17 protein-coding genes and 3 pseudogenes are annotated in these 21,497 nt (G+C 68.6%); 13 read left to right on the top strand and 7 right to left on the bottom strand.

Annotated elements, in window-relative coordinates; translation table 11 throughout:
* Positions 1-1,177: 1,177 nt before the first annotated feature.
* Together ACFYOB_RS30730 and ACFYOB_RS30725 are read left to right on the top strand one after the other, a co-directional pair.
* Positions 1,178-1,441 (top strand): annotated as a pseudogene (locus tag ACFYOB_RS30730) (transposase family protein); the annotation flags it as partial.
* Positions 1,378-1,770: a DUF4231 domain-containing protein gene (locus ACFYOB_RS30725; protein WP_388565262.1), complete on the top strand. Its 393-nt coding sequence runs from the start codon at positions 1,378-1,380 to the stop codon at positions 1,768-1,770. The pseudogene ACFYOB_RS30730 and the gene ACFYOB_RS30725, both read left to right, overlap by 64 nt.
* Before the next feature lie 134 nt (positions 1,771-1,904).
* On the opposite strand, the gene ACFYOB_RS30720 is transcribed toward ACFYOB_RS30725, so the two are convergent.
* Entirely contained in the window at positions 1,905-2,255 is a 351-nt protein-coding gene (locus ACFYOB_RS30720; protein WP_388565259.1) for a hypothetical protein, read from the bottom strand.
* Between the two features lie 668 nt (positions 2,256-2,923).
* Here ACFYOB_RS30720 and ACFYOB_RS30715 point away from each other — a divergent pair.
* The 10 genes and pseudogenes from ACFYOB_RS30715 to ACFYOB_RS30670 form a co-directional block, all read left to right on the top strand.
* Positions 2,924-4,054, top strand: coding sequence for an adenosylhomocysteinase (locus tag ACFYOB_RS30715; protein WP_388565256.1), 1,131 nt, complete (start codon positions 2,924-2,926; stop codon positions 4,052-4,054).
* Entirely contained in the window at positions 4,051-4,620 is a 570-nt protein-coding gene (locus ACFYOB_RS30710) for an NUDIX hydrolase (protein ID WP_388565253.1), read from the top strand. The genes ACFYOB_RS30715 and ACFYOB_RS30710 overlap by 4 nt, the downstream gene beginning before the upstream one ends.
* Positions 4,617-6,068 (top strand): MFS transporter, encoded by a 1,452-nt coding sequence (locus tag ACFYOB_RS30705; protein WP_388565251.1) that lies wholly within the window; start codon positions 4,617-4,619, stop codon positions 6,066-6,068. Before ACFYOB_RS30710 ends, ACFYOB_RS30705 begins: the two co-directional genes overlap by 4 nt.
* Positions 6,061-6,723, top strand: a complete 663-nt coding sequence (locus tag ACFYOB_RS30700) for an HAD family hydrolase (protein ID WP_388565249.1) — start codon at positions 6,061-6,063, stop codon at positions 6,721-6,723. Before ACFYOB_RS30705 ends, ACFYOB_RS30700 begins: the two co-directional genes overlap by 8 nt.
* Positions 6,724-6,827: 104 nt before the next feature.
* Positions 6,828-8,861, top strand: a complete 2,034-nt coding sequence (locus tag ACFYOB_RS30695; RefSeq protein ID WP_388565246.1) for an amino acid adenylation domain-containing protein — start codon at positions 6,828-6,830, stop codon at positions 8,859-8,861.
* Positions 8,851-9,669: a thioesterase II family protein gene (locus tag ACFYOB_RS30690; RefSeq protein WP_388565243.1), complete on the top strand. Its 819-nt coding sequence runs from the start codon at positions 8,851-8,853 to the stop codon at positions 9,667-9,669. Before ACFYOB_RS30695 ends, ACFYOB_RS30690 begins: the two co-directional genes overlap by 11 nt.
* Positions 9,670-9,721: 52 nt before the next feature.
* Positions 9,722-10,912, top strand: a complete 1,191-nt coding sequence (locus ACFYOB_RS30685) for a cytochrome P450 (RefSeq protein ID WP_388565240.1) — start codon at positions 9,722-9,724, stop codon at positions 10,910-10,912.
* A gap of 51 nt (positions 10,913-10,963) precedes the next feature.
* Positions 10,964-11,770 carry a hypothetical protein gene (locus tag ACFYOB_RS30680; protein WP_388565237.1) on the top strand — a complete coding sequence of 269 codons (807 nt, stop codon included), beginning with the start codon at positions 10,964-10,966 and terminating at the stop codon, positions 11,768-11,770.
* Positions 11,767-12,486, top strand: coding sequence for an HD family hydrolase (locus ACFYOB_RS30675; RefSeq protein ID WP_388565235.1), 720 nt, complete (start codon positions 11,767-11,769; stop codon positions 12,484-12,486). The genes ACFYOB_RS30680 and ACFYOB_RS30675 overlap by 4 nt, the downstream gene beginning before the upstream one ends.
* 58 nt (positions 12,487-12,544) lie before the next feature.
* Positions 12,545-12,646: pseudogene (locus tag ACFYOB_RS30670) on the top strand (Tn3 family transposase); the annotation flags it as partial.
* A gap of 253 nt (positions 12,647-12,899) precedes the next feature.
* Here ACFYOB_RS30670 and ACFYOB_RS30665 read toward each other — a convergent pair.
* From ACFYOB_RS30665 to ACFYOB_RS30655, 3 genes and pseudogenes are all read right to left on the bottom strand, one after another.
* Entirely contained in the window at positions 12,900-13,208 is a 309-nt protein-coding gene (locus ACFYOB_RS30665) for a protein kinase (protein ID WP_388565281.1), read from the bottom strand.
* Between the two features lie 23 nt (positions 13,209-13,231).
* Positions 13,232-13,540 (bottom strand): annotated as a pseudogene (locus ACFYOB_RS30660) (protein kinase); the annotation flags it as partial.
* Positions 13,541-13,838: 298 nt separating this feature from the next.
* Positions 13,839-13,979 carry a hypothetical protein gene (locus ACFYOB_RS30655; RefSeq protein WP_388565233.1) on the bottom strand — a complete coding sequence of 47 codons (141 nt, stop codon included), beginning with the start codon at positions 13,977-13,979 and terminating at the stop codon, positions 13,839-13,841.
* Positions 13,980-14,403: 424 nt separating this feature from the next.
* Between ACFYOB_RS30655 and ACFYOB_RS30650 the strand changes: the two genes are divergently transcribed.
* Positions 14,404-15,150 carry a hypothetical protein gene (locus ACFYOB_RS30650; protein ID WP_388565284.1) on the top strand — a complete coding sequence of 249 codons (747 nt, stop codon included), beginning with the start codon at positions 14,404-14,406 and terminating at the stop codon, positions 15,148-15,150.
* Positions 15,151-15,517: 367 nt separating this feature from the next.
* Here the strand turns inward: ACFYOB_RS30650 and ACFYOB_RS30645 are convergent, their stop codons facing one another.
* The 3 genes from ACFYOB_RS30645 to ACFYOB_RS30635 all read right to left on the bottom strand — a co-directional run bounded on the left by ACFYOB_RS30645 (position 15,518) and on the right by ACFYOB_RS30635 (position 21,048).
* Positions 15,518-19,465: a hypothetical protein gene (locus ACFYOB_RS30645; protein WP_388565230.1), complete on the bottom strand. Its 3,948-nt coding sequence runs from the start codon at positions 19,463-19,465 to the stop codon at positions 15,518-15,520.
* A gap of 434 nt (positions 19,466-19,899) precedes the next feature.
* Positions 19,900-20,112 (bottom strand): hypothetical protein, encoded by a 213-nt coding sequence (locus ACFYOB_RS30640; RefSeq protein WP_388565228.1) that lies wholly within the window; start codon positions 20,110-20,112, stop codon positions 19,900-19,902.
* A gap of 93 nt (positions 20,113-20,205) precedes the next feature.
* On the bottom strand, positions 20,206-21,048 hold the full coding sequence (locus ACFYOB_RS30635) for a hypothetical protein (protein WP_388565225.1): 843 nt from the start codon (positions 21,046-21,048) through the stop codon (positions 20,206-20,208).
* Between the last annotated feature and the right edge of the window lie 449 nt (positions 21,049-21,497).

Below are 21,497 nucleotides of genomic sequence, written 5' to 3'. Positions count from 1 at the left end.
CCCGCGGAGCGGGTCCCACAGCGCTGCGCGCTGTGCCAACGAACCACCTCGCTTCGCTCGGTGGGCTCGGCTTCGCCGAGCCAGGGTCGGCCCTTTCGGGCCGGAGTCCTGCGCTGCGCTTCGGACTGTTCGGGTTCCGCTCCGCTACACCCGAAGGAGGGTCCGCTCCGCAGACCCAGATCTTCCCCTGCGGCGTAGGGAAAGTGACCCCGTTTCACGGGGTCAGGGCCTTCGGTCCGTTGGGGTGTCCGCTTCGCTCCCACCCCGGCCCTTCGGCTTCGCCTCCAGGCCAGCAGCAGCCGGGGCAGGTCACTCGCCAGGGTCCTTGGAACTGTCCATGGGGGTCCACGGTTCGGGCGGGTAGACATCCCGCGGCCTGGGATCCGTAGATGCCACGAGCTCAGCCATCCTGGAGAGCCGGTACCAGTACTCCGGACTGTCACCATCACCGAGCTCGGCAAGGACCTCGCCGAGCTGGGATCCACGCCAGTGCAAGACCCGGTAACGCCACTCATCCAGGGCGCCGGCATTGCTCAGCCAGGTATGCACACACCCCGCGATGTCCGCGTCAACCATGACAAGGTCGAAACCTGCCCGTTCCGCACCTGCCAGACCAGCTGGAAAGGGGGCAGGCCTATGTGCATCCCACAGCGAGCCCACAGCGGCTATGAGATCGGATTCGTGATTCATCCCCCCGATCATGACCGAACTCGCTGAAGAGCACCCGTCATTTATCTGGCCTCCTCTCCCCAGACCTACGACTCCGCCTCCAGGCTGGCCTGCCTGCGGGCGGCACAAGGAATCGCACGATCCCTGTCGGTTGGGTCTGGCTACACGCAGAACTGCTGGCTGCGCCAGCCCGGGACTCCAGCAGAGAGTGCACGGCGGCGGGGGCGGACCGAGAGTCCCGGGCCTGCCTGCTTCATTCTAATAGCCAGCTAGATACTGGATCCGGGCACCACTTCCAAACCCCGCGCGCTGATCGCGGCTCTGATGCTTCGAGCGATGTCGGCGAGGAAGGCGCACCGGGTGTGACAGCCGCTCAGGGCGCTATCGGTAGTGGGCAGTTCCACCGTAGGACTGCCCAGTGCCACGGTGAGCTGTTTGACGTCCGGGGCGCGTCCGGGTTGTCCGTCCTCGCCGGGCGGCCGACTCCGGCCGTCGCCGACCCGGTCGCGAGCGCCAGGGCGTTCCCATCCTGGCCGAACTCGCCTACCAAGGCGCCGGACCGTGGCTGACGACCGGCATCAAACGCAAGCCGCTCCAGGACCTCACTCCCACCGAAAAGACCCTCAACCGGGCACTGGCCGCAGCACGAGCGCCCGTTGAACGCGGTGTCGCGAGCCTGAAGTCCTGGCGGATCTTCCGCAGGTCCCGGTGCAGCCCCAACCGCATGACGCCAATCGTCAAGGCCATCCTCACGCTGGAGCGGCAGCGCTGAAGAAGCTCATTGAGCAGCACCGGGCAGACAGCAGGAAGTACCGGCGTGTCCACAACACCCTGCAGAACTTCATCATGATCGGCTCCGCAGCCACAACGACCGTGGCCGCACTGGACACCGGCGGCGGGCTGACCTGGCAGAACGTGACGATCGTCGCCATCGGCTTTGCCGTCACGCTGTCCGCCGCGTTCACCGGCCACTACAAATACCGCGAGCGCAGCTACTTCCTGTTGCAGACCGCCGACACCATTGAGGAGGAGGTCAACGCCTTCACCCTGGGTATCGGCCCCTACAGCGACTATGACAAGACCAACAGTCGCAGGCCCTAAAGCTGTTCACACAGTTTGTCGAGGACCGCCGCAACGAGCAGCGCCGCCGCCAACAGCAACTGGACCAGGCCGCCGACCCGGCCACACCTTCTGGCCAGCCGCCAGCGCCCCGACCCAGATCAACCACGCCACTGCTACCGACCCCCCTCCTTTGCGCTCGGACCGGGGAGCGCGTTCGCCGGGGGCGCCGTGCTGTTCGGCTTCGGCGCGGCCGGCTGGCCCGTGACCGCTTCGGCGTGCGCTTCCATCTCCAGGTGCAGCGGTGCCAGGGCCCATAGCGGGGGGGCAGGGTGCGGCGGGGTGAGGTTGCCGGTGCGCTCCCAGCGGCTCAGTGCCGGCTCGCCGACCTCGTCGTAGCCGAACCCGACCTGGACGCCCTCTCTTACTACCCGCATCTCCTGGCCTTCGAGCTCACAGTTGCGGCCGGCCAGCGCGCGGACGGTCTGTCGGCGCTCGCGCTCCCCGGGCGTACAGGAACCACGCACTGGCGGGGACGCTCAGCGCTCACGCGGCTCCGTCCTGCTGAACCGATGAACGAACCGGCCATGCACAGCCGCCAGTTCACCCGATGCACTTGGTCTATCACCTGGCGCGGGCCGCAGGAACGACGCGCGTCACTTCTCGTGCGCGGGCACCCCGAGGTGCCTTGGTGACGAGGAAGCGGACTGTTCGAGTCGGGGCTCGGTACGCACCGACATTTAGGACTATGTGGCGATTATTTGAATTCTACGCGCGTAAACTCAATTTAGCATGAAACGAAGATCATTGGCGAGATCGAGTGGGGTAGCATTACCTCTGTCGAGCGCGGCGGGATACTGCTGTCCAGCTTCCGGTTGGGTGTTGCTCCACCCTTCCCTGCCAAACTATGGGTGAGAGGTATTTCACATGCGCAGACGCGCGCTCAGTGCCGAGAGTCGGGCGATCCGCTTCAGCTGCTAAAACTCCGACATTCAATTTTACTCCATCCTCCTGGCCGGTCCATGAGCCGTTGGTCCTTCGGCATGCTCGCGGCTCTTTCCTGCCTGCGGGTCAGCTGATCAGGTACTTTGCGTCAGTCGTGTGGACGTACGCCTTCACTTATTGCTCTTGTTGCCATTTCCCGGTGTGGGTCGATTCTCCCGGCATCCGGATCATGAAAAGAACTTAGAATTCAGTGGACAATCAAGAAATGCGGCGCCTCGGCGCATATTTTGACGACATCGTGTCACAGTTTCCCGTGGAACATCCGACAGCCAGCCTTTTGGTAACACACTTGCTCCCGGAGCGCCCGGCTTTTGTTCAGGCGGTGGCCCGGATGTCGAATCTGCGGGCCGTACTTCCGAAACCGAAATCGATCTCCCCGGACGCCTTGGCGACCGTACAGCGCGCGACACCGTGCGATCCGCTGTCCCGGGAGGTCTTCGGTGATCCGGAGGCGGCCCTGACCTATCTGGAGACGCGGGCGGCGGGGATGCCGGTCGTCCTCCTCGACATCGGCGGATATTTCGCTCCTTCGCTCTCCGAGATCTGCAAGCGGTTTTCCGGACAGATCCTCGGAGTCGTCGAGGACACCGAGAACGGCCATCAGCGCTACGCCGAACTCGACAAGCTTCCTTGCCCGGTCATCACCGTGGCGCGTTCCCCGCTCAAGGATCCTGAGGACTTCCTCGTGGGCCAGTCGGTGGTGTTCTCCACCGAGGCCCTGCTGCGGACCCAGGGCGGCATCCTGGTGGGCCGCAAGGCCGCGGTCATCGGCTTCGGGAAGCTGGGCTCCAGCATCGCCCGCCTAATGCACGCCAAGGGTGTCCAGGTCACCGTCTACGACACCGACCCGGTGCGCAGCACACAGGCCCTGTCGCAGGGCTTCGCGGTGGCGGCGTCACTGGAGGCCGCCCTGAAGTCCGCCGATGTGACGATCTGCGCGACCGGTGCCAAGGCTCTCGGGCACGAGGATTTCGCGCTGCTGAAGGACGGCTCCTTCGTCGCCACCGTCACCAGCGCCGAGGACGAACTCGATCTCGCCCGGCTGCCGCAGACGCACACCCTGACGCCTGTGGGCGAGCACATCACCCGCTGCGCGTCGGATGACCGGCACTTCTACCTGTGCAACGAGGGCAACGCCGTGAACTTCCTGCACGGCGCCTCCGTCGGACCCTTCATCTTCCTTGTCCAGGCCGAGATCCTGGCTGGCCTGAGCGCGCTGTCCCGCGGAGACCTCGCACCCGGCCTGCACGAGGTGGCGGCGCGGGACCGTGCCGCCATCGCCGCGACCTGGCTCACCCACTTCAACAACCGGATGTCATGAGCGTCGATAAGCATCAGATACGGGCCCTGCTGGCCGCCCACCTCGACCGGCACCCCGAGGACCGACTCCCTCTCACCGGCCTGTGTGAGGTGCTCGAGACGCCCGACGCGGTCCCCACGTCGCGCAAGGAGTTCCGCGGCCATGTCACCGCCGGAGCGGTCCTGGCGAACGAGCAGGGCCTCGTCCTGTACATCCACCACCGAGCCCTGGACCGGTGGCTGCTCCCCGGCGGCCACATCGAGGAGAGCGACCCCTTCCTCGCCGACGCCGCGCTGAGGGAGCTGTGCGAGGAGACCGGGATCCCCGCCGCGTCTGTGGCGCTCGTGGACCAGGTGCCCGTGGACATCGACGCGCACACCATCCCGGAGAACCCGAAGAAGGCCGAACCCGAGCACACTCACTTCGACTTCCGCTTCGTCTTCCGCACGCGCGACACCGGACTGGCGCTGCAGACCGAGGAAGTGACCGACGCCCGGTGGCGCCCGGTCCAGGACATCCACGGCGAGCGGCTGCGGTCCCGCGTCCGTGCCTGTCTCGACCGCGCGGGCGCGCGCACCCTGCGATGAACCGGGCGCAGCGATCCATCCTCACGGTCACTATGATCGCCACTTTTCTAGCGGTCATGGACCAGTTCATCATCAACGTCGCACTGACCACCATCCACGACGACCTGCACGCCTCGGTGTCCCAGACGGAACTCGCCGTCAGCGGGTACGCCCTGGTCTACGGTGCTGTGCTGATCACCGGCGGCCGGCTGGGCGACCTGTACGGTTATCGGCGCCTCTTTGCCGTCGGGGTGGCGTTGTTCACTCTTGCCTCGCTGGGCTGCGGACTGGCCCCCTCGGCCGGTGTCCTCGTCGTCTTTCGGGTGGTGCAGGGAATCGGGGCGGCCCTGTTCTACCCGCAGGTCCTCTCCTTCCTGCAGACCGGCTTCGACGGGGCGGCCAAGGGCAGGGCGTTCGCGCTCTTCGGCTCCGCGGTCGGACTGGCCTCGATCAGCGGGCAGGTGCTGGGCGGACTGCTGGTCGGACTGGACCTGTTCGGTCTGTCCTGGCGCCCGATCTTCCTCATCAACGTGCCCCTCGGCCTGCTGGCCTTGGCCGGCGCCGCCGCACTGCCGGGGCATCGAGGGACCGAGCGCCCGCTCCTCGACCTGCCGGGCGTCCTGCAGCTGACGGCCGCACTCGTCCTGCTGACCCTGCCCTTGGTGGCCGGCCCGGGATGGGGCTGGCCCTGGTGGTCGTACGTCCTGCTCCTGCTGGCGGTTCCGACGGGTGTCGTGTTCGTGCTCTGGGAGCGGCGGCTGGCCCGCACAGGAGGGCTGCCGCTACTCGATACCCAGCTGTTCCGGGAGCGCGTCTTCGCCGTCGGTAACGGGCTGGCCCTCGCCTTCTTCGCCGGCAACGCGGGTCTGTTCTTCATCCTGACCCTCCACCTTCAGCAGCACCTCGGTTTCTCACCGCTGCGGAGCGGACTCGTCTTCGCGCCGCTCGCGGTGGCCTTCATCGTTGCTTCCCTTGCCGCACCCCGCATCCGACACCGGGCCGGGCTGCATGTCCTGACCCTCGCCTACGGCGTCAATGTGCTCGGCGTCCTCACCTTCCTCACCGTCCTTATGACGAACGGTCGGGCGGCGTGGGACGGTGTGCCCTGGGCGCCGCTGATAGCTCTGACCGTCATCGGTGTGGGGCAGGGCCTGGGAGTGAGCCCGCTGATGGCCGCCGTGCTGTCCGATGTGCCGCGCCGGCATGCCGGGGCTGCGTCGGGCTTGATGGAGAGCACCGCTCAGGTGGGCGCGGCCCTCGGAACGGTCGTCGTCGGCCTCGTGTTCCAGTCCCCCCTGGGGGAGGGCGCCCCGGCCTCGGCCTTCGCCCAGGCACTGACCGCCGACGCCCTCCTCGCCACGACCGCCCTGCTTCTCATGATCCCGCTTCTGCGGCCCCAGGCCCATACGGAGCGACAGCCGCCCTCGCGGCTGCCGACCGCAACCCCTCTGGTGTCTCGACATGATTGAACCAACAACGCACACCTACGACAAAGCCGTACTGTTCGATCTCGACGGAGTCCTCCTGGACAGCCGAGAGGCCATGCGCAGGGCGATCCTGGGCACCGCGACGGCGGCACTGGGCAGACGAATGGACGAGTCGCTGCTCGGGGCCGAGGCCGATCGCCTGCCGCACCACGAGGTGCTGGCCCGCCTCGGCGTGCACGACCAGGAGACCACCCTCGGAGCGGTCTGGGAAACGGCGTTCGCGGTCGCCGCGCAGGACACCGTGCCGTTCGACGGCGCCCTGGACGTGCTGCGGCACCTCCGGTCGCAGGATGTCGCCATCGGAGTCGTCACCATGCAGCCCCGCACCCGCCTGGCCTGGCTCCTCCCCGCGGAACTGGCGGATTTCTTCCAGGTCGTGATCGGCTGGGGCGACGCCGAACCCAAGCCCTCCGGCGCGGGCATCGCCCTGGCGCTCGAGCGGCTGGGCGTCCATCCGTCACGCGCGTGCTTCATCGGCGACAGCCCCAGCGACATCGCCGCCGCCAGAGCGGCCGGGGTCATCCCCATCGGGGCATCCTGGGGCTACACCGGGCCCGCCCTCGCCGAGCACCGTCCCGCCCGCCTGCTCGATGCGCTCTCCCAGGTACCGAAGGCCGTGGCGGACGTCCTGGCCTAACGCATCACGCGCAGCGGTCACCCCGCGCCGCTGCCTGAGGAAACGCTTCTCCGGCCCCCTGCCGGCCCCCTACCCCCCTCTCCCCCTACCCCCTACCCGAGGAGATGTCTGCCGTGCCCGACTCGATCGGTGAATCGCCACTCGTCCTGGTCAACGGCGAGGGTCAGTACTCGCTGTGGGCGAGCCACCTGGCCGTACCGCCAGGATGGCGCGTCGCGCACTCGGAGTCGAGCCACCAGGACTGCGTGGCCTTCATCGAGCAGACCTGGACCGACATCCGGCCCAGGAGCCTGGTCAGTGCCGCCGGCGGAACGGACCCCGCGGACACCGCGTCGGGTGTGCACACGCTCTTCGCCCAACAGGCGGCAAGGACGCCGGAGGCAGCCGCACTGGTCTGGCGGGACCAGGAGATCAGCTACCGCGAAGTCAACGAGAGGTCCGGCAAGCTGGCCCGTCTCCTGGCCGACCGGGGCATCGGCCACGGCGACTTCGTGGCCCTGTGTGCCGAGCGGTCGCCGCTGGCGATCATCTCACTGCTCGGCATCCTGAAGGCCGGCGCTGCATACGTGCCCCTCGACCCCGAGTACCCGGTGGAGCGGCTGCGGTATGTGCTGGCCGACACTGGTGCCCGCCTCCTGCTGACCCAGCAGACGTTGGGCCACCTCTTCGGCGACCACGAGGGGGAGATCCTCTGGCTGGACCGGGAGGAGACGCACATCGACGGCCTGCCCATCGCGCCGGACGCCGGCGCCACTGCGGGGGGCGCCGCGTACGTCATCCACACTTCCGGATCCACCGGAAAGCCCAAGGGGGTGCTGGTGACGCACCGGTCACTCGCCCACCACGCCTCCTCGGTGAACAGGATCTTCGGGCTCGCCCCGGGCGATCGGGTCCTGCAGTGCCGTTCGCTCAGTTTCGACGCCGCCGCCGAGGAGATCTTCCCGCCGCTCCTGCACGGCGCGACACTCGTCCTCGGCGAGGACCCGCTGCGCCAGACTTTCCGCGCCCTGACCCAGCAGGTCATCGACACCAAAACGACGTTCCTCAGCATCCCGACCGCGTTCTGGCACAGCTGGGTCCTGGAAGAGGACTGCCTGGCCCAGCTGGCTTCGCAATCGTCGCTCCGGGTCGTCATCGTCGCGGGGGAGAAGGCGGAGCGGCGCGCCCTGGACACCTGGAACAGGTGCGTGGGCGCCGGCATCCGCTGGTGCAACGTATACGGCCCTACCGAGGGCACCATCACCTCGACCCTCTTCGAGCCGGGGTCCGACTGGGACGGCGGCGATGCCTCTTCCGTGCCCATCGGACACCCCATCGAGAACGTGCAAGCCCATGTGCTGGACGACACCATGCGACCCGTCGCCGCAGGCACCGTCGGTGAGCTGTACATCGGCGGCGACGGCGTGGCCGTCGGCTATCTGAACAAGCCCGCGATGACTGCGGAGAAGTTCCTCGCTGACCCCTTCTCCGGCATCCCCGGTCAGCGTCTCTACCGCACGGGCGACCTGGTCCGGTCGGCGGCGGACGGCCGCCTCGAGTTCGTCGGCCGCCGCGACCACCAGATCAAACTCCGCGGCTACCGCATCGAACTCGGCGAGGTCGAACTCGCGGTGAGCGACCATCCGGACATCCGAGGCTGCGTCGCCCTCGTCGACGAGACCGACCCCGAGGACAAGAGGCTGGTGTGCCACGTCGTCACGCGTGACGGAGCCAGCGTGCCCGGCGGCGAGCTGATGGCCCACGTCCGGCGCCACCTGCCCTGGTACATGGTCCCCTCGGCCGTCCACGTCATCGACGCCTTCCCGATGACCCCCAACGGCAAGATCGACCGGACCGCCCTGGCCGCTCTTCGGCCGGGCGCAGCCCCGGAGAGCGGCCACATCGCGCCGCGCACATCAGTCGAGGCGGCCCTAGCAGCCGTCTGGGAGGAGGTTCTGGACCAGCGCGACATCAGTGTCGACGCCGACTTCTTCCAGGTCGGCGGGCACTCCCTGCTGGCGGCCACGCTCATCTCCCGGATGCGCTCCAAGCTCGGCGTGTCCGTCCCCGCCAGGGTCCTGTTCGCTTCCCCGACAATCGAAGGGCTGGCGGCTGCGGTCGTACAGCTTAAGTCCGAAGCGGTGACGCATGCCCAGTGACACGGCTGGCCGGCCCCCGCGCACCACGGATCCCCTGAGCCCGCGCCCGCACCCGGACAGCCGGTGGATCCGCAGGCTCCGCTCCGTACCGTCGGCACGCCTGCGGCTGGTGTGCCTGCCGCACGCCGGCGGCTCCGCCGGATTCTTCCGGGACTGGAGCAAGGGCCTGGCACCCGACGTCGACCTGTGGGCGATCCAGTATCCGGGGCGCGAGAACCGGATCAGCGAGCCGTTGATCGGCGAGATGCACGCACTGGCCCGCAGCATCGCGGACGAACTACGCCCGTACGCCGACACGCCGACCGTGCTCTTCGGACACAGCATGGGCGCGGCGCTCGGCTTCGAGGTCGCCCGGCGCCTCACAGCACCCGGGGAACGGCACCTCCTGCGCCACCTTGTGGCCTCGGGGTGCGCCGCCCCGCACCGCCTGCGCCCCTTCGCGGGACACGAGGGGGCCCACCTGCTGGACGATGACCGGCTCGTGGCCATGCTCGGACCTCTGGGTGCCGGTGGCACGCACCTGCTGAACGACCCGGACATGCGTGAGGTCCTGCTGCCGCCGGTCCGCAACGACTACCGGCTCATCCAGTCCTACACCGGACGTCGTGATCCGATTCTGCCGATCGGCATCACCGCCTTCACGGGACGCGATGACGAGGCTGTCGGCGCCGACGACCTGCATGCCTGGGCCGAAGTGACCGACGGCAGCTGGACAGTCCGGTCCTTCCCCGGCGGCCACTTCTACCTTGCGGAACACCGGGACAAGGTCCTCGGCGCGGTCAACGACGTGCTGAACGGCCTGGACTGACGACACCCCCCGCCGCTCCACTCGGAGCACCATGGAACACCGGAGCCCCCACATGTCCATCGATCTGTCCGATCCCCTCCTCTACCGGGACTTCGACCCGGAGCCACTCTGGGCACGGCTGCGCGCCGAGCATCCCGTGTACCGCAACGAGCGGCAGAATGGCGAGTACTTCTGGGCGGTGATGACCCACCGCCTGTGTACCGAGATGCTCACCGACCCCAAGGTGTTCAGCTCGGAGAACGGAATGCGGCTGGACTCCGATCCACGGGTCCTGGCCGCGGCCGCTGGCAAGATGCTGAACGTCACCGATCCACCCCGGCACGACAAGATCCGAAAGGTCGTCAGCTCGGCTTTCACCCCGAGGATGGTCGATCGGCTCGAGAGCAACATGCGCACGACCGCCACCCGCGCGATCGACGAGGCCATCGCCGACGGCGGCTGCGAATTCACACGGGTCGCGCAGAAGCTCCCGGTCTCCGTCATCTGCGACATGCTCGGAGTCCCGCCTGAAGACTGGGACTTCATGGTCGACCGCACCCGCTTCGCCTGGAGCTCCACGGCGCTCGACGAGGCGGACGAGACCAGGAAGGTACAGGCCCACACGGAGATCCTCTGCTACTTCCAGGAGCTGGCCGAGCTGCGGCGCGAGGAACCGCAGGACGATCTCATGAGCGCGCTCGTGCACGGCGAGATCGACGGCGTGCCTCTGACCGACGAGGAGATCTTCTACAACTGTGACGCCCTGGTGTCCGGCGGCAACGAGACGACGCGGCACGCGACCGTGGGCGGACTGCTGGCCCTGATCGAGAACCCGGAACAGTGGCACAGGCTGCGGACAGACCCGACCGTGATGCCGTCGGCGATCCAGGAGATCGTCCGCTACACCTCGCCGGTCATGCACGCCCTCCGCACGGCCCGGGAGGACGTCGAACTCGGCGGGCAGCATATCCGCGCCGGTGACCACGTCGTCGCGTGGCTGCCGTCGGCCAACCGCGACGAAGAGGTATTCACCGAGCCCGAGCGCTTCCTCATCGACCGCTCGCCGAACCGGCACCTGAGCTTCCTCCAGGGGAACCACTACTGCATCGGCTCCGCACTCGCCAAGCTCGAACTCACCGTGATGTTCGAGGAACTCGTGCGGCGGGTCGAGGTCGCAGAGAAGACCGGCCCCGTACGCAGACTGCGCTCGAACCTGCTGTGGGGCTTCGACTCGCTGCCCGTGAAGCTCGTCCCGCGGGCATGAGCATGCCGCAGCCGGCCCCGACACCCTGAAAGAAAGCCAGAGGCATATCCGATGAACACAGCTCGCCTCGTGGAGCGCGCCGAGCTCCTCCCGGACGCCGTACGCACGGTGGAACGCTACGAGGAGCAGTACGGCAGCCGCTTCCATCAGCTGGTCCACTTCGACCGGCAGGTGCTGAAGGACTTGCACGCCCCGGGAGCGTTGCCGGACACCGTGCGCATCGCGTCCGACACCCGCCTCGACGTGGTCGAGCGCATGGCCACGGTCACGTCCGTGGCCAACCTGCCCGAACAACGGCATGCCGACCGTGACCGATACCTTCGGGCACTGCTCGACATCTACGCCATGCTCCCTGTCCAGGCGGCCGACGCCGCGTCCGTCCCCGGGGCGACCGTGCTGGCACCGGAGCGCGAGGGACGCATCCTGGCCGAACTGCTCGGCGTCATGCCGGACGGCCGGTGCTGGGCGCCGCAGGCCAAGCGCATGCCCGTGGACGGCGGCCTCCTCGTCGGCGTGGACGAACAGCTCCCCGCCGCGGCCGACCGTCTGGTGATCGTCGACGGCGTCGTGGCCAGCGGGGTGACGCTCATGGCGATGATGCGGCTCGCAGCGGTTCCCGGAGCGGTGGTCGACGTCTTCACCTGCCACGCGACCGAGGAGGGAGCCCTCGCGCTGGCCCGGTGCGCGCAAGCGCTGGGCCTCTCGCTCACACTCCACGTCGGCCATGTCTCCGGCATGCTCAACGACAAGTACTACTCGGTGGATCCTGGCGCCCCGGCAACCCTGCTCCTCGGCGACATCGGCGACACCATCAGCCCGGTCGCGCAGGACATCCCGACCCAGGGGGCACTGGCATGAGCGGCCCCCTGGAAACCCCGGCGCACGAGGGATCCCGCCGCACAGCAGAGACGGCCGAGCCGGACGCCGAGCGGCCTCCGCTCGCCACCTCCCTGCCTCCGCAGCCCGGCACGACCCCCGACCGGCTGCGCCGGCAGATCGAGTTCGTCATGGAGGCGGACCTACTCAAGGACGTGTTCCGTCGCAGCCCGCTGCTGGCCGCGGACCGCAGGGAGAACGACGCCGAACATTCCTGGCACCTGGCCCTGCTGACCCTCGTCCTCGCCGAGTACGCCGACGAACCCCTCGACGTGGGCCGGGTGCTCGCCCTGGTCGTGGTCCACGACCTCGTGGAGATCTACGCCGGGGACACCTTCGTATACGACACGGAGGCCGTCGTGGACCAAGAGGTGAGGGAGCAGCGCGCCGCCGAAAGGCTATTTTCCCTACTTCCCGCAGACCAGAGCGCCCTCTTCCGGAGCCTCTGGGACGAGTTCGAGGCCCGGGTCACCCCCGAGGCACGGTTCGCCAAGGCCATGGACCGGCTCCAGCCGCTGCTGCTCAACTACGGCAACCGGGGCGGCACATGGCGTACCCCGGGAGTCACGGTGGACGAGGTCCTCGACCGCAAGTCCCTCATCAAGGACGCGTCAGGGGAGCTGTGGCGGTATGCACAATCCCTGATCCACGCGGGAGCCGCCCACGGCTGGGTCCCGCCGTCCGCCTCCGGCACCTGACCCACCTCTGAACAGAACGAGCCATGCGAGCCACCGTCATCCACGCACCCGGCGACATGACACCTACCGCCGGTAGATGAACCGCCAGCTCACCGTGCAGGAGTCGCGCCACAAGTTCGCTCGCGACGTGTGCCACGGCAAGCGCGGCACCATCCACCAGGCATAGGCACCCCGCACGTGAACCAGCACCCCACGCCACAGATCCTGCTCATCGGCGGAGGTGTCTGCGGCCTGGCACCCTTTCCGGTGACTCGGGCCCGGTGGCCAGGCTCCGCACCGTGGCGTTGACGGCCCAGAGGCGCAGCGGCAAAAACTGAGGGCCCCACCAGCTGGTGGGGCCCTCAAAGTCTGATCATCCAGGGGCCGCAGGGCAACCGCTCCTGCGGGGGCTCGGCGGTAGCGCCGCGCCGGTCTCAGCCCCGCGACCAGTGCGGACGGTGAGGACGGTGGGGCCGACGCCGGCCCGGTGAGGGGTCAGGAGCGGCCTCCGGTGTGTACTCGGGTGACAAGAACTGCGGGGTACCGATTCGCATGCCCGAAGGCGTCAGTCGCACGGCTTCATCCAAAACGCGGGCAATACCCCAGTCAGTGATCACGGCCCCGTACTCAGCGAGGAGCACGTTGTCGGGCTTGAGGTCGCGGTGTACCACTCCGAGGGCGTGCGCGTGGGCAAGCGCGCCGGCCAGGTCCGCGCCGACCGCGGCGACTCGAGTCCAGTCCAGGGGCCCGCGTCTGCGGCCACATCACCCAAGGTCGGCCCATGAACGAACTCCATGACGATCCAGGGAGCGTGCCCTTCCTGCACCACGTCGTACACGTCGATGATGTTCGGATGGTTGAGCCGAGCAGCAGCTTGCGCCTCCCGCATAGTGCGCGCGATCAGCCGATCGGTGCCACCCGCTAGAGGGCTCTGCGGTAGCGAGACCTCTTTCAGGGCTACCTCTCGGTCGAGGAGCTCATCGGGACCGCGCCACACACGGCCCATGCCGCCCTGACCAACCAGCTCGATCAGCCGGTATCGTCCGCCCACCTGGTGTCCGGACGCCCCTGTCATGAAAATCATCCTATTGTCACAGCTGGGACCAGGCAGCTTTTGCTGCTCCAGACGTCGGCGAGCATCAGAACCGAGCACCGTTTCGAGTGTGACGACCTCGGCGGCCGACTGGCGGCGGGACAGTCCGGCGGACGGGACAGTAGACGGCGAGACGGCGGCGGGACGGCGACTGCCAGGGACGGCGGGGCCGGTGCGCCTCCAGCTCGTGGGATACGCCGGTCATCCCCGTCGTGCTGGACAAGCGCGCTCCCCCGACCAGGGAGCGCCCCCTGGAGCAAGATGTCGGAGCGGCTTCCCCCTATGGGGCAATGGACCCGTTCTTCTTGTCCGGGTGTGCCGACAGGACATAGCGGGTGGCGGAGAGGTTGGACAGGCCGAAGAGCTTCATCAGCCGGACGGGGTCGGCGCTGTGACGTGCCTCGTCGACGATTCGGTCCACGCGCAGGCGGCCGGCAGGCAGGCCGACTCGCTGGAAGAAGACGCAGGGTGAAGGCGTCGAGGTAGATGACGTGGTCCATGCGTCCGGTCCGGCACAGGCGCAGTTGGCCCTTGCTGCGGTCGAGGTCGGTTCGCCGAAGGTGGGTGAGCTGTCCGGGGAGGAGGGCATAGATGGCGACGAGGGCGACCATGAGGCGGTCGCGCGGGTCGTCGAAGCGGTCCAGGAGACCGGCGATGCGGTCGGAGGGCAGCGCGGTCGGCACGGGTCGGCTGTCGGTTGGGCACGCATCCTCCGTCACCGGTGCTGCGGTTCCCGTACCGCTTTCGGTGGATCCCGGTAGGCACCTCGGGCGCGGGAGTCTGGAGGCCGCGGGCCGGCCGGTGAGCCGACCGGCTGCGTACTCGTCGGGGAGAGGTTGGTCGTCATGGACAGGGCGCTCAAGGCGTTGGGGGCCGCGCATGTGGGGGCGGTGGGGGTGCTGCTGGCTGACGGCAGTGAGCCCGGCCCGGTCTACTTCGATGTGGGCAGCGGTCCGAACATGCCGTCGTCGACCGAGTGGCACGCCTATGACGGCCGGCGTGGGCGCCCCCGGGGCGCGGTCCTGCGGGGCAGCTGCTCTTGTGGCTGGCGAGGTGCGGCTGAGTACCCGCTCGACTGGACCGCTCTCCCCGGCAACGAGCCGCTGTATGAGGCCGATGTCGACCTGTCCGGGCCAATCGCTGACTACGAGGCGCATCTGTCGGTGATCCGGGACGGCACCGTCCCCCTATCCGCGAAACTCACCGAGCTCCTCACCGACCTCGTGTGCCAACTCGACGGCCTGGCGATCAAGGAGCCGCTGGTGGCGTTGAAAGCCCTCGCCGACCTGCGGTACGTCATCGCCCAGACCGGCCAGGAGGCCGCGTACGAGCTCGGTGCCCGCGATGTGCCGCTCAAGGAGGTGGCGACCGCGCTCGGCACGAGCGATGTCGAGAACGCGGAGCAGGCCCAGGCGCTCACGGTTGTGCCACGCGAACTTGGCGACGGCGACCTTCGACGAGCGCTGCAGGGCCCTGCGCACCTTCGGCGGCGAGGTATGGGACGCGGGCAAGAAACGCGCTGGTCAGGACGAGGTCTCGATCTCCCACGCCGTCGGCCTGTTCATCGAGGCCTACGCAGCCGGTCTCCTTGACCTCGACGTCATCACCGCCCAGCTCGACGCGCTCGCGGCCAGCGAGGACCCTGCAGCCGTACCCGACGCGGGAACGCGGGCCGCCCCCTCCTCCGGCGCGACCCCGAGCTGGGAGAACGTGGACGTCCCGAACGCATTCGAGGCCCGCGCGAGGTGGGGGAGCACGGACGACGTCCCGAGGGCACTCGACATTCTGACGCCGAGGACCGGCCCTGACCTGCATGCGCGTACGCCCCGCCCGGGTGTCCGGGCGGGGCGTTGGTCGTTCACGAGCAGGCCCGTTGCAGGGCCGGTGGTACCCGGCAGATAGGGAGGGCCCCGCCCGATCTCATGATCGGGCGGGGCCCTCGCTCGTTCTTTCCTGGTGTCAGGAGGTGAAGTAGCCGTTCAGGTCGGCGATCACGTCGGTGGATCCGGAGTTGTTGTAGAACGTGACCCACCCGTCCACAACGGGGACGACCACCAGGTTGGCGACGGTCTTCCCGGGGGTGTAGTTGAGGTTCGACACGCCCGGACGCGCGACCCCGTGCGGGTGGACGATCAGGTGGCTCGCCTCGGTCGGGTTCGTGACCGTGACGTTGAGGACGATGGCGGTGACTCCTTGTGCGGGGACTCCCGCGGTGCCGGTCACCTGGAGGTGGACGACATCGCCCGGACCCACGGCTCCGGCGCGGGCGCCGGTGCCGTCGCGGGTGTCCAGGAGGCGGACCGGGCCGACCGCGGAGAAGGCGGAGCCGGTGGCCGCGTAGTAGCCGGTGACGTCGGCGATGAGGTCGACGGAGCCGGAGTTGTTGCGCAGGTCGACCTTGCCGTTGACCACCGGCACCGTGACCAGGTTGGGGACGATCTGCCCGGGCGTGAAGTTCAGGTTCGACACGCCAGGCGCCGCCTGCCCGTTCGGGTAGACGGTGACGTGTCCGGCCTCGGTCGGCTGGACCGCGGTCACGTTCATGACGACGGCGGTGACCCCGCTCGCCGGGATCCCCTTGACGCCGGCGACCTGAAGGGTGACGACCCCGCCCGGACCGACCCGCTGCTTCGTCGCACCCGTACCGTCACGGGTGTCGAGGAACCGCGCGGGCGTGATCGGGTTCAGCGCGGAGCCCGCCCCGGCCTGGTTGGTGTAGTAGCCGGTGACGTCGGCGATCAGGTCCACCGAACCGGCGTTGTTGCGCAGGTCGACCTTGCCGCTGACGACGGGCACGGTGACGAGGTTGGGGACGATCTGCCCGGGCGCGAAGTTGAGGTTCGACACCTTGGGCATAGCCTGCCCGTTCGGGTAGACCATCACATGGCCCGCCTCGGTGGGCTGGACGGCGGTCACGTTCATGACGACGGCCGTCACCCCGGTGGCCGGGATGCCCTTCACACCCGCGACCTGCAGGGTGACGACGCCGCCCGGTCCGACGCGCTGCTTCGTCGCGCCGGTGCCGTCACGCGTGTCGAGGAACCGCGACGGGCCGTGCGGCACGAACCGGCTGCCCTTCGGCGGCTGGGCCGTGACGGTGTAGGCCTTGGGCAGGTAGCCCCGGGACGGGACCCCGGGGGTGTACTCGACGCCGTCGAGCAGCAGGTCGTACTGCCCGGGTTCCAGCCCGTTCGTATCGACGGTGACGCGCAGCTGCTTTCCGTCGGCATTCGCCGTGATCGGCTCCAGCACCCGGTCTGGCGAGCCGTTGCGGATCAGCTTGAGCTTGGTGTCGAAGGTGAGCCCAGTACCGCTGACGACGGCTTCGGTACGCGTGCCCGCCGTGCTGGTCGACGGGCTGATGCCGGTCGGATCCGGCGTTGGCGCAACGCAGCCAGAGTCACAGATTCCCCTCAGGTGGAAGTCGACGGGGGTGCGGGCCCGACGGGGGCTCAACAGCAGGACCGCTTGGCCAGGTGCTGCGTCGGCGCTCGCACGGCAGCCGAAGAACAACCGGCTGTCGTCAAAGTTGGTGCACCCGTAACCGCTGGTCATGGAGGTCCATCCCGGGCTGCTCAGCAGGTCCAGGTCCGGCTTGGCGCCCCCCGTGTCGGAGGTGTTGCCGGAGACCGTGAATGACTGGCCAGGCCTCATGTCGATCACGGCGCAGTAGGCGGTGGAGGTTTCGGAAAGGGTCCCGCTCCGTTCGGGGAAATCATTGACCGAAACCTGGTTGGCGGTGCATTCCGGGGCCCAGCCCGAGGCCGTACCCACGCGCCAGGTGTCCAGTTTCACCGCGAGGGGGGCGTGGTCGGCAGCGTCAGATGTGATGACCGCTGTGTACGACGTCGAGCCGCTGGCACGGCATGGGGCGCGAGGCTCCGGGCACACGAAGTGGCCGTCGCTGTCGACAACGGTCAGCTGGGTGACGTCACCCCCCGGATTGCCGGGTGTCCGTGCGGCGATCCAGAGTTTGTCCGTGGTGGCGGCGTTCACGCGCACGCAGCGTGCATCCAGCGCGGACGTCAGGTCGAAGGCGATAGAGGGGCCGCCTGTCTTCGTCGAGGCCGGGGCGGGGCACTGCGCAGTTGCGGACACGTCACGGCGGACGAGCTTGTACGTGTCATATCCGCCCCGGCTGACGAGCAGCGCCGTATAGGGCACCCCGGAGGCGAGAGAGCATGTGGCGGCCGTGTCGGAGTAGCACTTCACGTCGCCCGCTGCGTCGACCAACTTGACCGTCGCGTTCGCGTCGTTCCAGGTGTTGGTGTAGTCGATCAACTCGGCGCTGGAGTGCGCGTCCCCTGGCACGCTCAGGCAGCCCCAGGTGTTGTCCGGGGACACCGACACCTCGGCCCCCCAGGCACCGTTGCCGTACGTGGAATGAGGCCACGGCGTGCAGCCGGCGGTCTCGCCGGTCCTGTGGAACACCAGTCCGTAGCTCGAGTTCGGCTGCCCGCTCAGGTATGCGCGGAAGGGAGCGGTGCCGGTCAGTTTGCAGATGGGCCCGGTGTCACACTGCAGGGTTCCGGACGCGTCGTACACCTTCACCCGGGCATGGTTGCCGCCGGTCGGCGGCCGGTTCAACGCGTAGATGCCCTTGCCGGTGGCGGTCGGCAGGGTCAGGCAGAACTGCTGCCCGGGCGCGCCGAACGCTCCGGTGACCGGACCGGCCACGAGACCGTTGTCGTGGGTCGTCGTGCATCCCCTGGTCTCCTTCGCGGAGACGAATGCGATGCCGAAGGTCGTGAAATTCCGGGCCCGGGGGTCTGCCGACCAGGTGTAGTCACCGGGGTCCAGGTCGCAGGTGCCGTCGTCGCAGCCGGGTATGACGTCGCCGGCCACGGAGACGAGCCTCGAAGGAAGCGGGACGATGCCGGAGGAAACCTCGGCGAAGGAGTGCTCGGCCGCCTGCGTGACCCGAAGGATGCGGCAGTGCTCCGTCGGGCTCAGATCCGGGGCGACTCCGAAGGCCTGGGGGACGACCAGCACGCAGCCCTCCGGCCTAGAGAGCCGGGCCACGGAGTAGTTGTAAGCGACCGCGTCACCCCAGGCCTGCAGCGCCGAGATACGAAACGGTGCGGTGCCCGTGAGCCTGCAGTCCATGGCGTACGCCCCGCGAAGGTAGGACGTGCAGATCTCCTGCCCGGAGGCGTCGTACACGCTGTGCAGGACTTCGGAACTGGAGCTGTAGGCGCGCAGGACATCACCCGCTGCCAGGTCCAGGGTGTAGCAATCGCCCGCCGAGCCGGTCGACAGCGCGCCGGGGAACACGGTCGGTCCGCCGAGCCTGCGGTCTCCGGCGCCGATGGCCTTGCACGCGGAGGACGAGAGCAGCGGAGCGTATGACACGGAGATACCGTTCGCCATGGCGCTCTTGTCCGTGACCTGCAGTGTGTATGTCCCGGCCTGACTGGTGGGGCACCGCCAGGTCCGGGTCGAGCCGTGGGCGAAGTCGCACGCGACGGCGGCGCCGCCGGGCGCGATCAGCTTGGTGATGGACCACTGGGTCGTGATGACCTGGAGCAGGACGAGGTCCTTCTGCTGCGGCAGGGCGAGCGAGAAGGACGCCGTCTTGGACGGGTCCACCGTGCAGGTGACGATCGTGTGCGGAGCGACGGCTGCCGGGCACGGCTCGGAGAGGTCGCTGTTCCGGAGCGTGCGTACGGCCGCCTGGTGGTCGGCCGTGGGATCAGGCGTCGGCGTGGCCTGCGGACCCGCGGTCTTCGGCGGGGCCGTGGCCGGGGCGGCCGTGGTGGTGATGGGTGCCGCGGGGGCCGCGGCGGCCGTGCCACTCTGGCCTGCGACTGAGGCCAGCAGCGCGAGCAGCAGCGTGCCCGATGCGGCGATCGCGCCACCTCGCCCCCGTCTGCTCCGCTTTCTTCTGCCGATCGGCAGCAAACTCATGAACCCCCCAGTTCAGATGGGCCCGACCCCCGTGACCTGCTCGGAAGCTCTGGGCAGCCGGAGTGTAGCGCCCGCCCCGGACAGCCCGAAGGGCGGGATGCGCCGTGCGCGACCGCCCCATGAGCAGATCAAATCTGCCGGAAGGGAACACGGGCATAGGTGTTTCCGGACCGTAGGACATGTCGACGGGTTCGCCTCCCTGGCATTGCGCCGCGATGAGTGCAGTCGGCGGGACCCCGCTCGTGGGCGTCGGCTGCTCGGGCGTGTGCTTCGCGGCCGCGCTCGGCATCGTCATGGGGATCGAGGAGAGGCTCGGACTCCTCTGACGCCCACGCACACCCACGCACCCAGCGGCCCTCGGGGCCCCGTCCGTACGGACGGGGCCCCGAGGGCCGCCGTGGATGTCTTTGGTGTCCGCGCCGGCGGCTGTCGGGTTACGGCTTGTGTGCTGTCCCGTACGTCAACGAGTTGTGCACGGCCGTCGAACTGTAGGACGTCCGGTCGCTGGCGGCCTGCTCTCTACGAGCCTGCTCGATCAGCGGACCCTCCGCGGTCTCCGGACGCCGCTTCCCCCGGCGCAGCAAAGTCCACACCATCCACAGCGCCGCCAGCCCCAGCACACCGAAGAACACACCTAGCTCGATCACGCCGCCCCGCCCTCGCCACAAGAAACCCGGGGGCGAGCCTAACCAAACGATCACCGCACAACGAAGCAATTACGCAGCGGCTGCGGCCACTTCTCAAGGTCGTTCGAAGGCCTGGAGTACGCCGCCGAGCGAGAAGCACAGCGCGCCTGTCAGCGTCCCCCAGTTGGCGATGTCGGTGTTGACCAGGCTTCCGGTGCCGGGCCGGGTGAACGCGGCCAGTGCCGAGATCATGAAGAGCACCGACCCGAGCTGGTTCACGGCGACGACCCACCAGCCGAGGCTGCGCGAGCGGACGCAGGGCCGGGAACGGTGGCAGATCTCGACGAACGCGAGATGCCCCGAAACGAGGAACAGTACGCATCCGACCACGTCGGGAGTCCAGATCAGCCGGTTGGTCTGCTGGACGGTGAGCCCCTGCAGGAAGGAGTCGAGGAGATTGACGCCGAACACGAGCGTCCCCGCGAACAGCGCGAACGCGCTCAGCCAGTCCAGGTGCATCGGCTCGTAACCCCACCACCTCCAGGCGGCCGTGACCAGTGGACCGCCCCCTGGAGAGTGGCGAGGCGCGTTCAGCACCTGCAAGAGCGAGGTGTAGCCCCCGGTGTTGAAGAACAGGCCGCCCGCGAAGTAGATCGAGGCACTCTCGAACGCGTCGCCCGAGCCGAACTGAGCTACGGCGGCGCCGAGTGCGAAGAGTGCTCCGCCGATGACGAACGCGCCCGAAGCGAGGGCGTTGAGCCTTCGAAGGCGGCCGAGGGCCTCGGCGTCGGAAGTCGGGGACATGGTGAGCGTGTCTCGCGGACCGCGAACGGACAGCGCCCCGCGCCTGCGCGCGAGCCGCGACTCCCACACCACCGTTTCCCCGTCGGGGCGGTGCCAGGTGAGCCGGGTGGTGAACGGACCCGCGCCTTCGGCGCGCTGCTCAGGCTCTCCCACGGCCCGAGCCTAGCCCCGTGTGCAGTGCCCGACGGACAGTGAAACGTACCTTTCCTCCCCCCGCACGGTCCTGCCGCCGACCTGCCGAGCGTGTCGAAAGGTGCTTCAACCTGGGGCGTGAATAGACTCAGAGAGGGACAGGCCACGAGTCGGCAGGCCTGACCGGGCGTCATCGCTGGCGTCGGCGTGCGCATCGCAGCCGTTCAGGTGTCGTCACCGTCAGTGTGCGGCGGGGTGGACCGGCCCAGGGTGTCGGGATGTCCGAGGGAGATGCACCACGGACATTCGTGGAGGTCGCTCGCTGCGCTCGCTTGATGCGGCACGGGCAAGGGGAAGCCTGCCCTGTATTCGTCCTGGAGTACCTGTATCGAATCTAATTTCGTTCGGGATGGGGTGACCGCGTCGGCCAGGCCTGCTTCGGCGACGCGGCGTGTCATCCGTATCAGCCC

It is taken from the genome of Streptomyces sp. NPDC006463, from assembly GCF_042870715.1.
Classification (GTDB): Bacteria; Actinomycetota; Actinomycetes; order Streptomycetales; family Streptomycetaceae; genus Streptomyces.
The sequence above is the reverse complement of the archived record's forward strand: the minus strand, read 5'-3'. Positions and strand labels throughout refer to the sequence as shown.

What these genes read in the sequence shown, in the direction of transcription:
- ACFYOB_RS30685 (WP_388565240.1), top strand. Translation starts at nt 9,722, where the DNA reads ATGTCCATCGATCTGTCCGATCCCCTCCTCTACCGGGACTTCGACCCG.
- ACFYOB_RS30680 (WP_388565237.1), top strand. Translation starts at nt 10,964, where the DNA reads ATGAACACAGCTCGCCTCGTGGAGCGCGCCGAGCTCCTCCCGGACGCC.
- ACFYOB_RS30710 (WP_388565253.1), top strand. Translation starts at nt 4,051, where the DNA reads ATGAGCGTCGATAAGCATCAGATACGGGCCCTGCTGGCCGCCCACCTC.
- ACFYOB_RS30695 (WP_388565246.1), top strand. Translation starts at nt 6,828, where the DNA reads ATGTCTGCCGTGCCCGACTCGATCGGTGAATCGCCACTCGTCCTGGTC.
- ACFYOB_RS30675 (WP_388565235.1), top strand. Translation starts at nt 11,767, where the DNA reads ATGAGCGGCCCCCTGGAAACCCCGGCGCACGAGGGATCCCGCCGCACA.
- ACFYOB_RS30705 (WP_388565251.1), top strand. Translation starts at nt 4,617, where the DNA reads ATGAACCGGGCGCAGCGATCCATCCTCACGGTCACTATGATCGCCACT.
- ACFYOB_RS30700 (WP_388565249.1), top strand. Translation starts at nt 6,061, where the DNA reads ATGATTGAACCAACAACGCACACCTACGACAAAGCCGTACTGTTCGAT.
- ACFYOB_RS30645 (WP_388565230.1), bottom strand. Translation starts at nt 19,465, where the DNA reads ATGAGTTTGCTGCCGATCGGCAGAAGAAAGCGGAGCAGACGGGGGCGA.
- ACFYOB_RS30690 (WP_388565243.1), top strand. Translation starts at nt 8,851, where the DNA reads ATGCCCAGTGACACGGCTGGCCGGCCCCCGCGCACCACGGATCCCCTG.
- ACFYOB_RS30650 (WP_388565284.1), top strand. Translation starts at nt 14,404, where the DNA reads ATGGACAGGGCGCTCAAGGCGTTGGGGGCCGCGCATGTGGGGGCGGTG.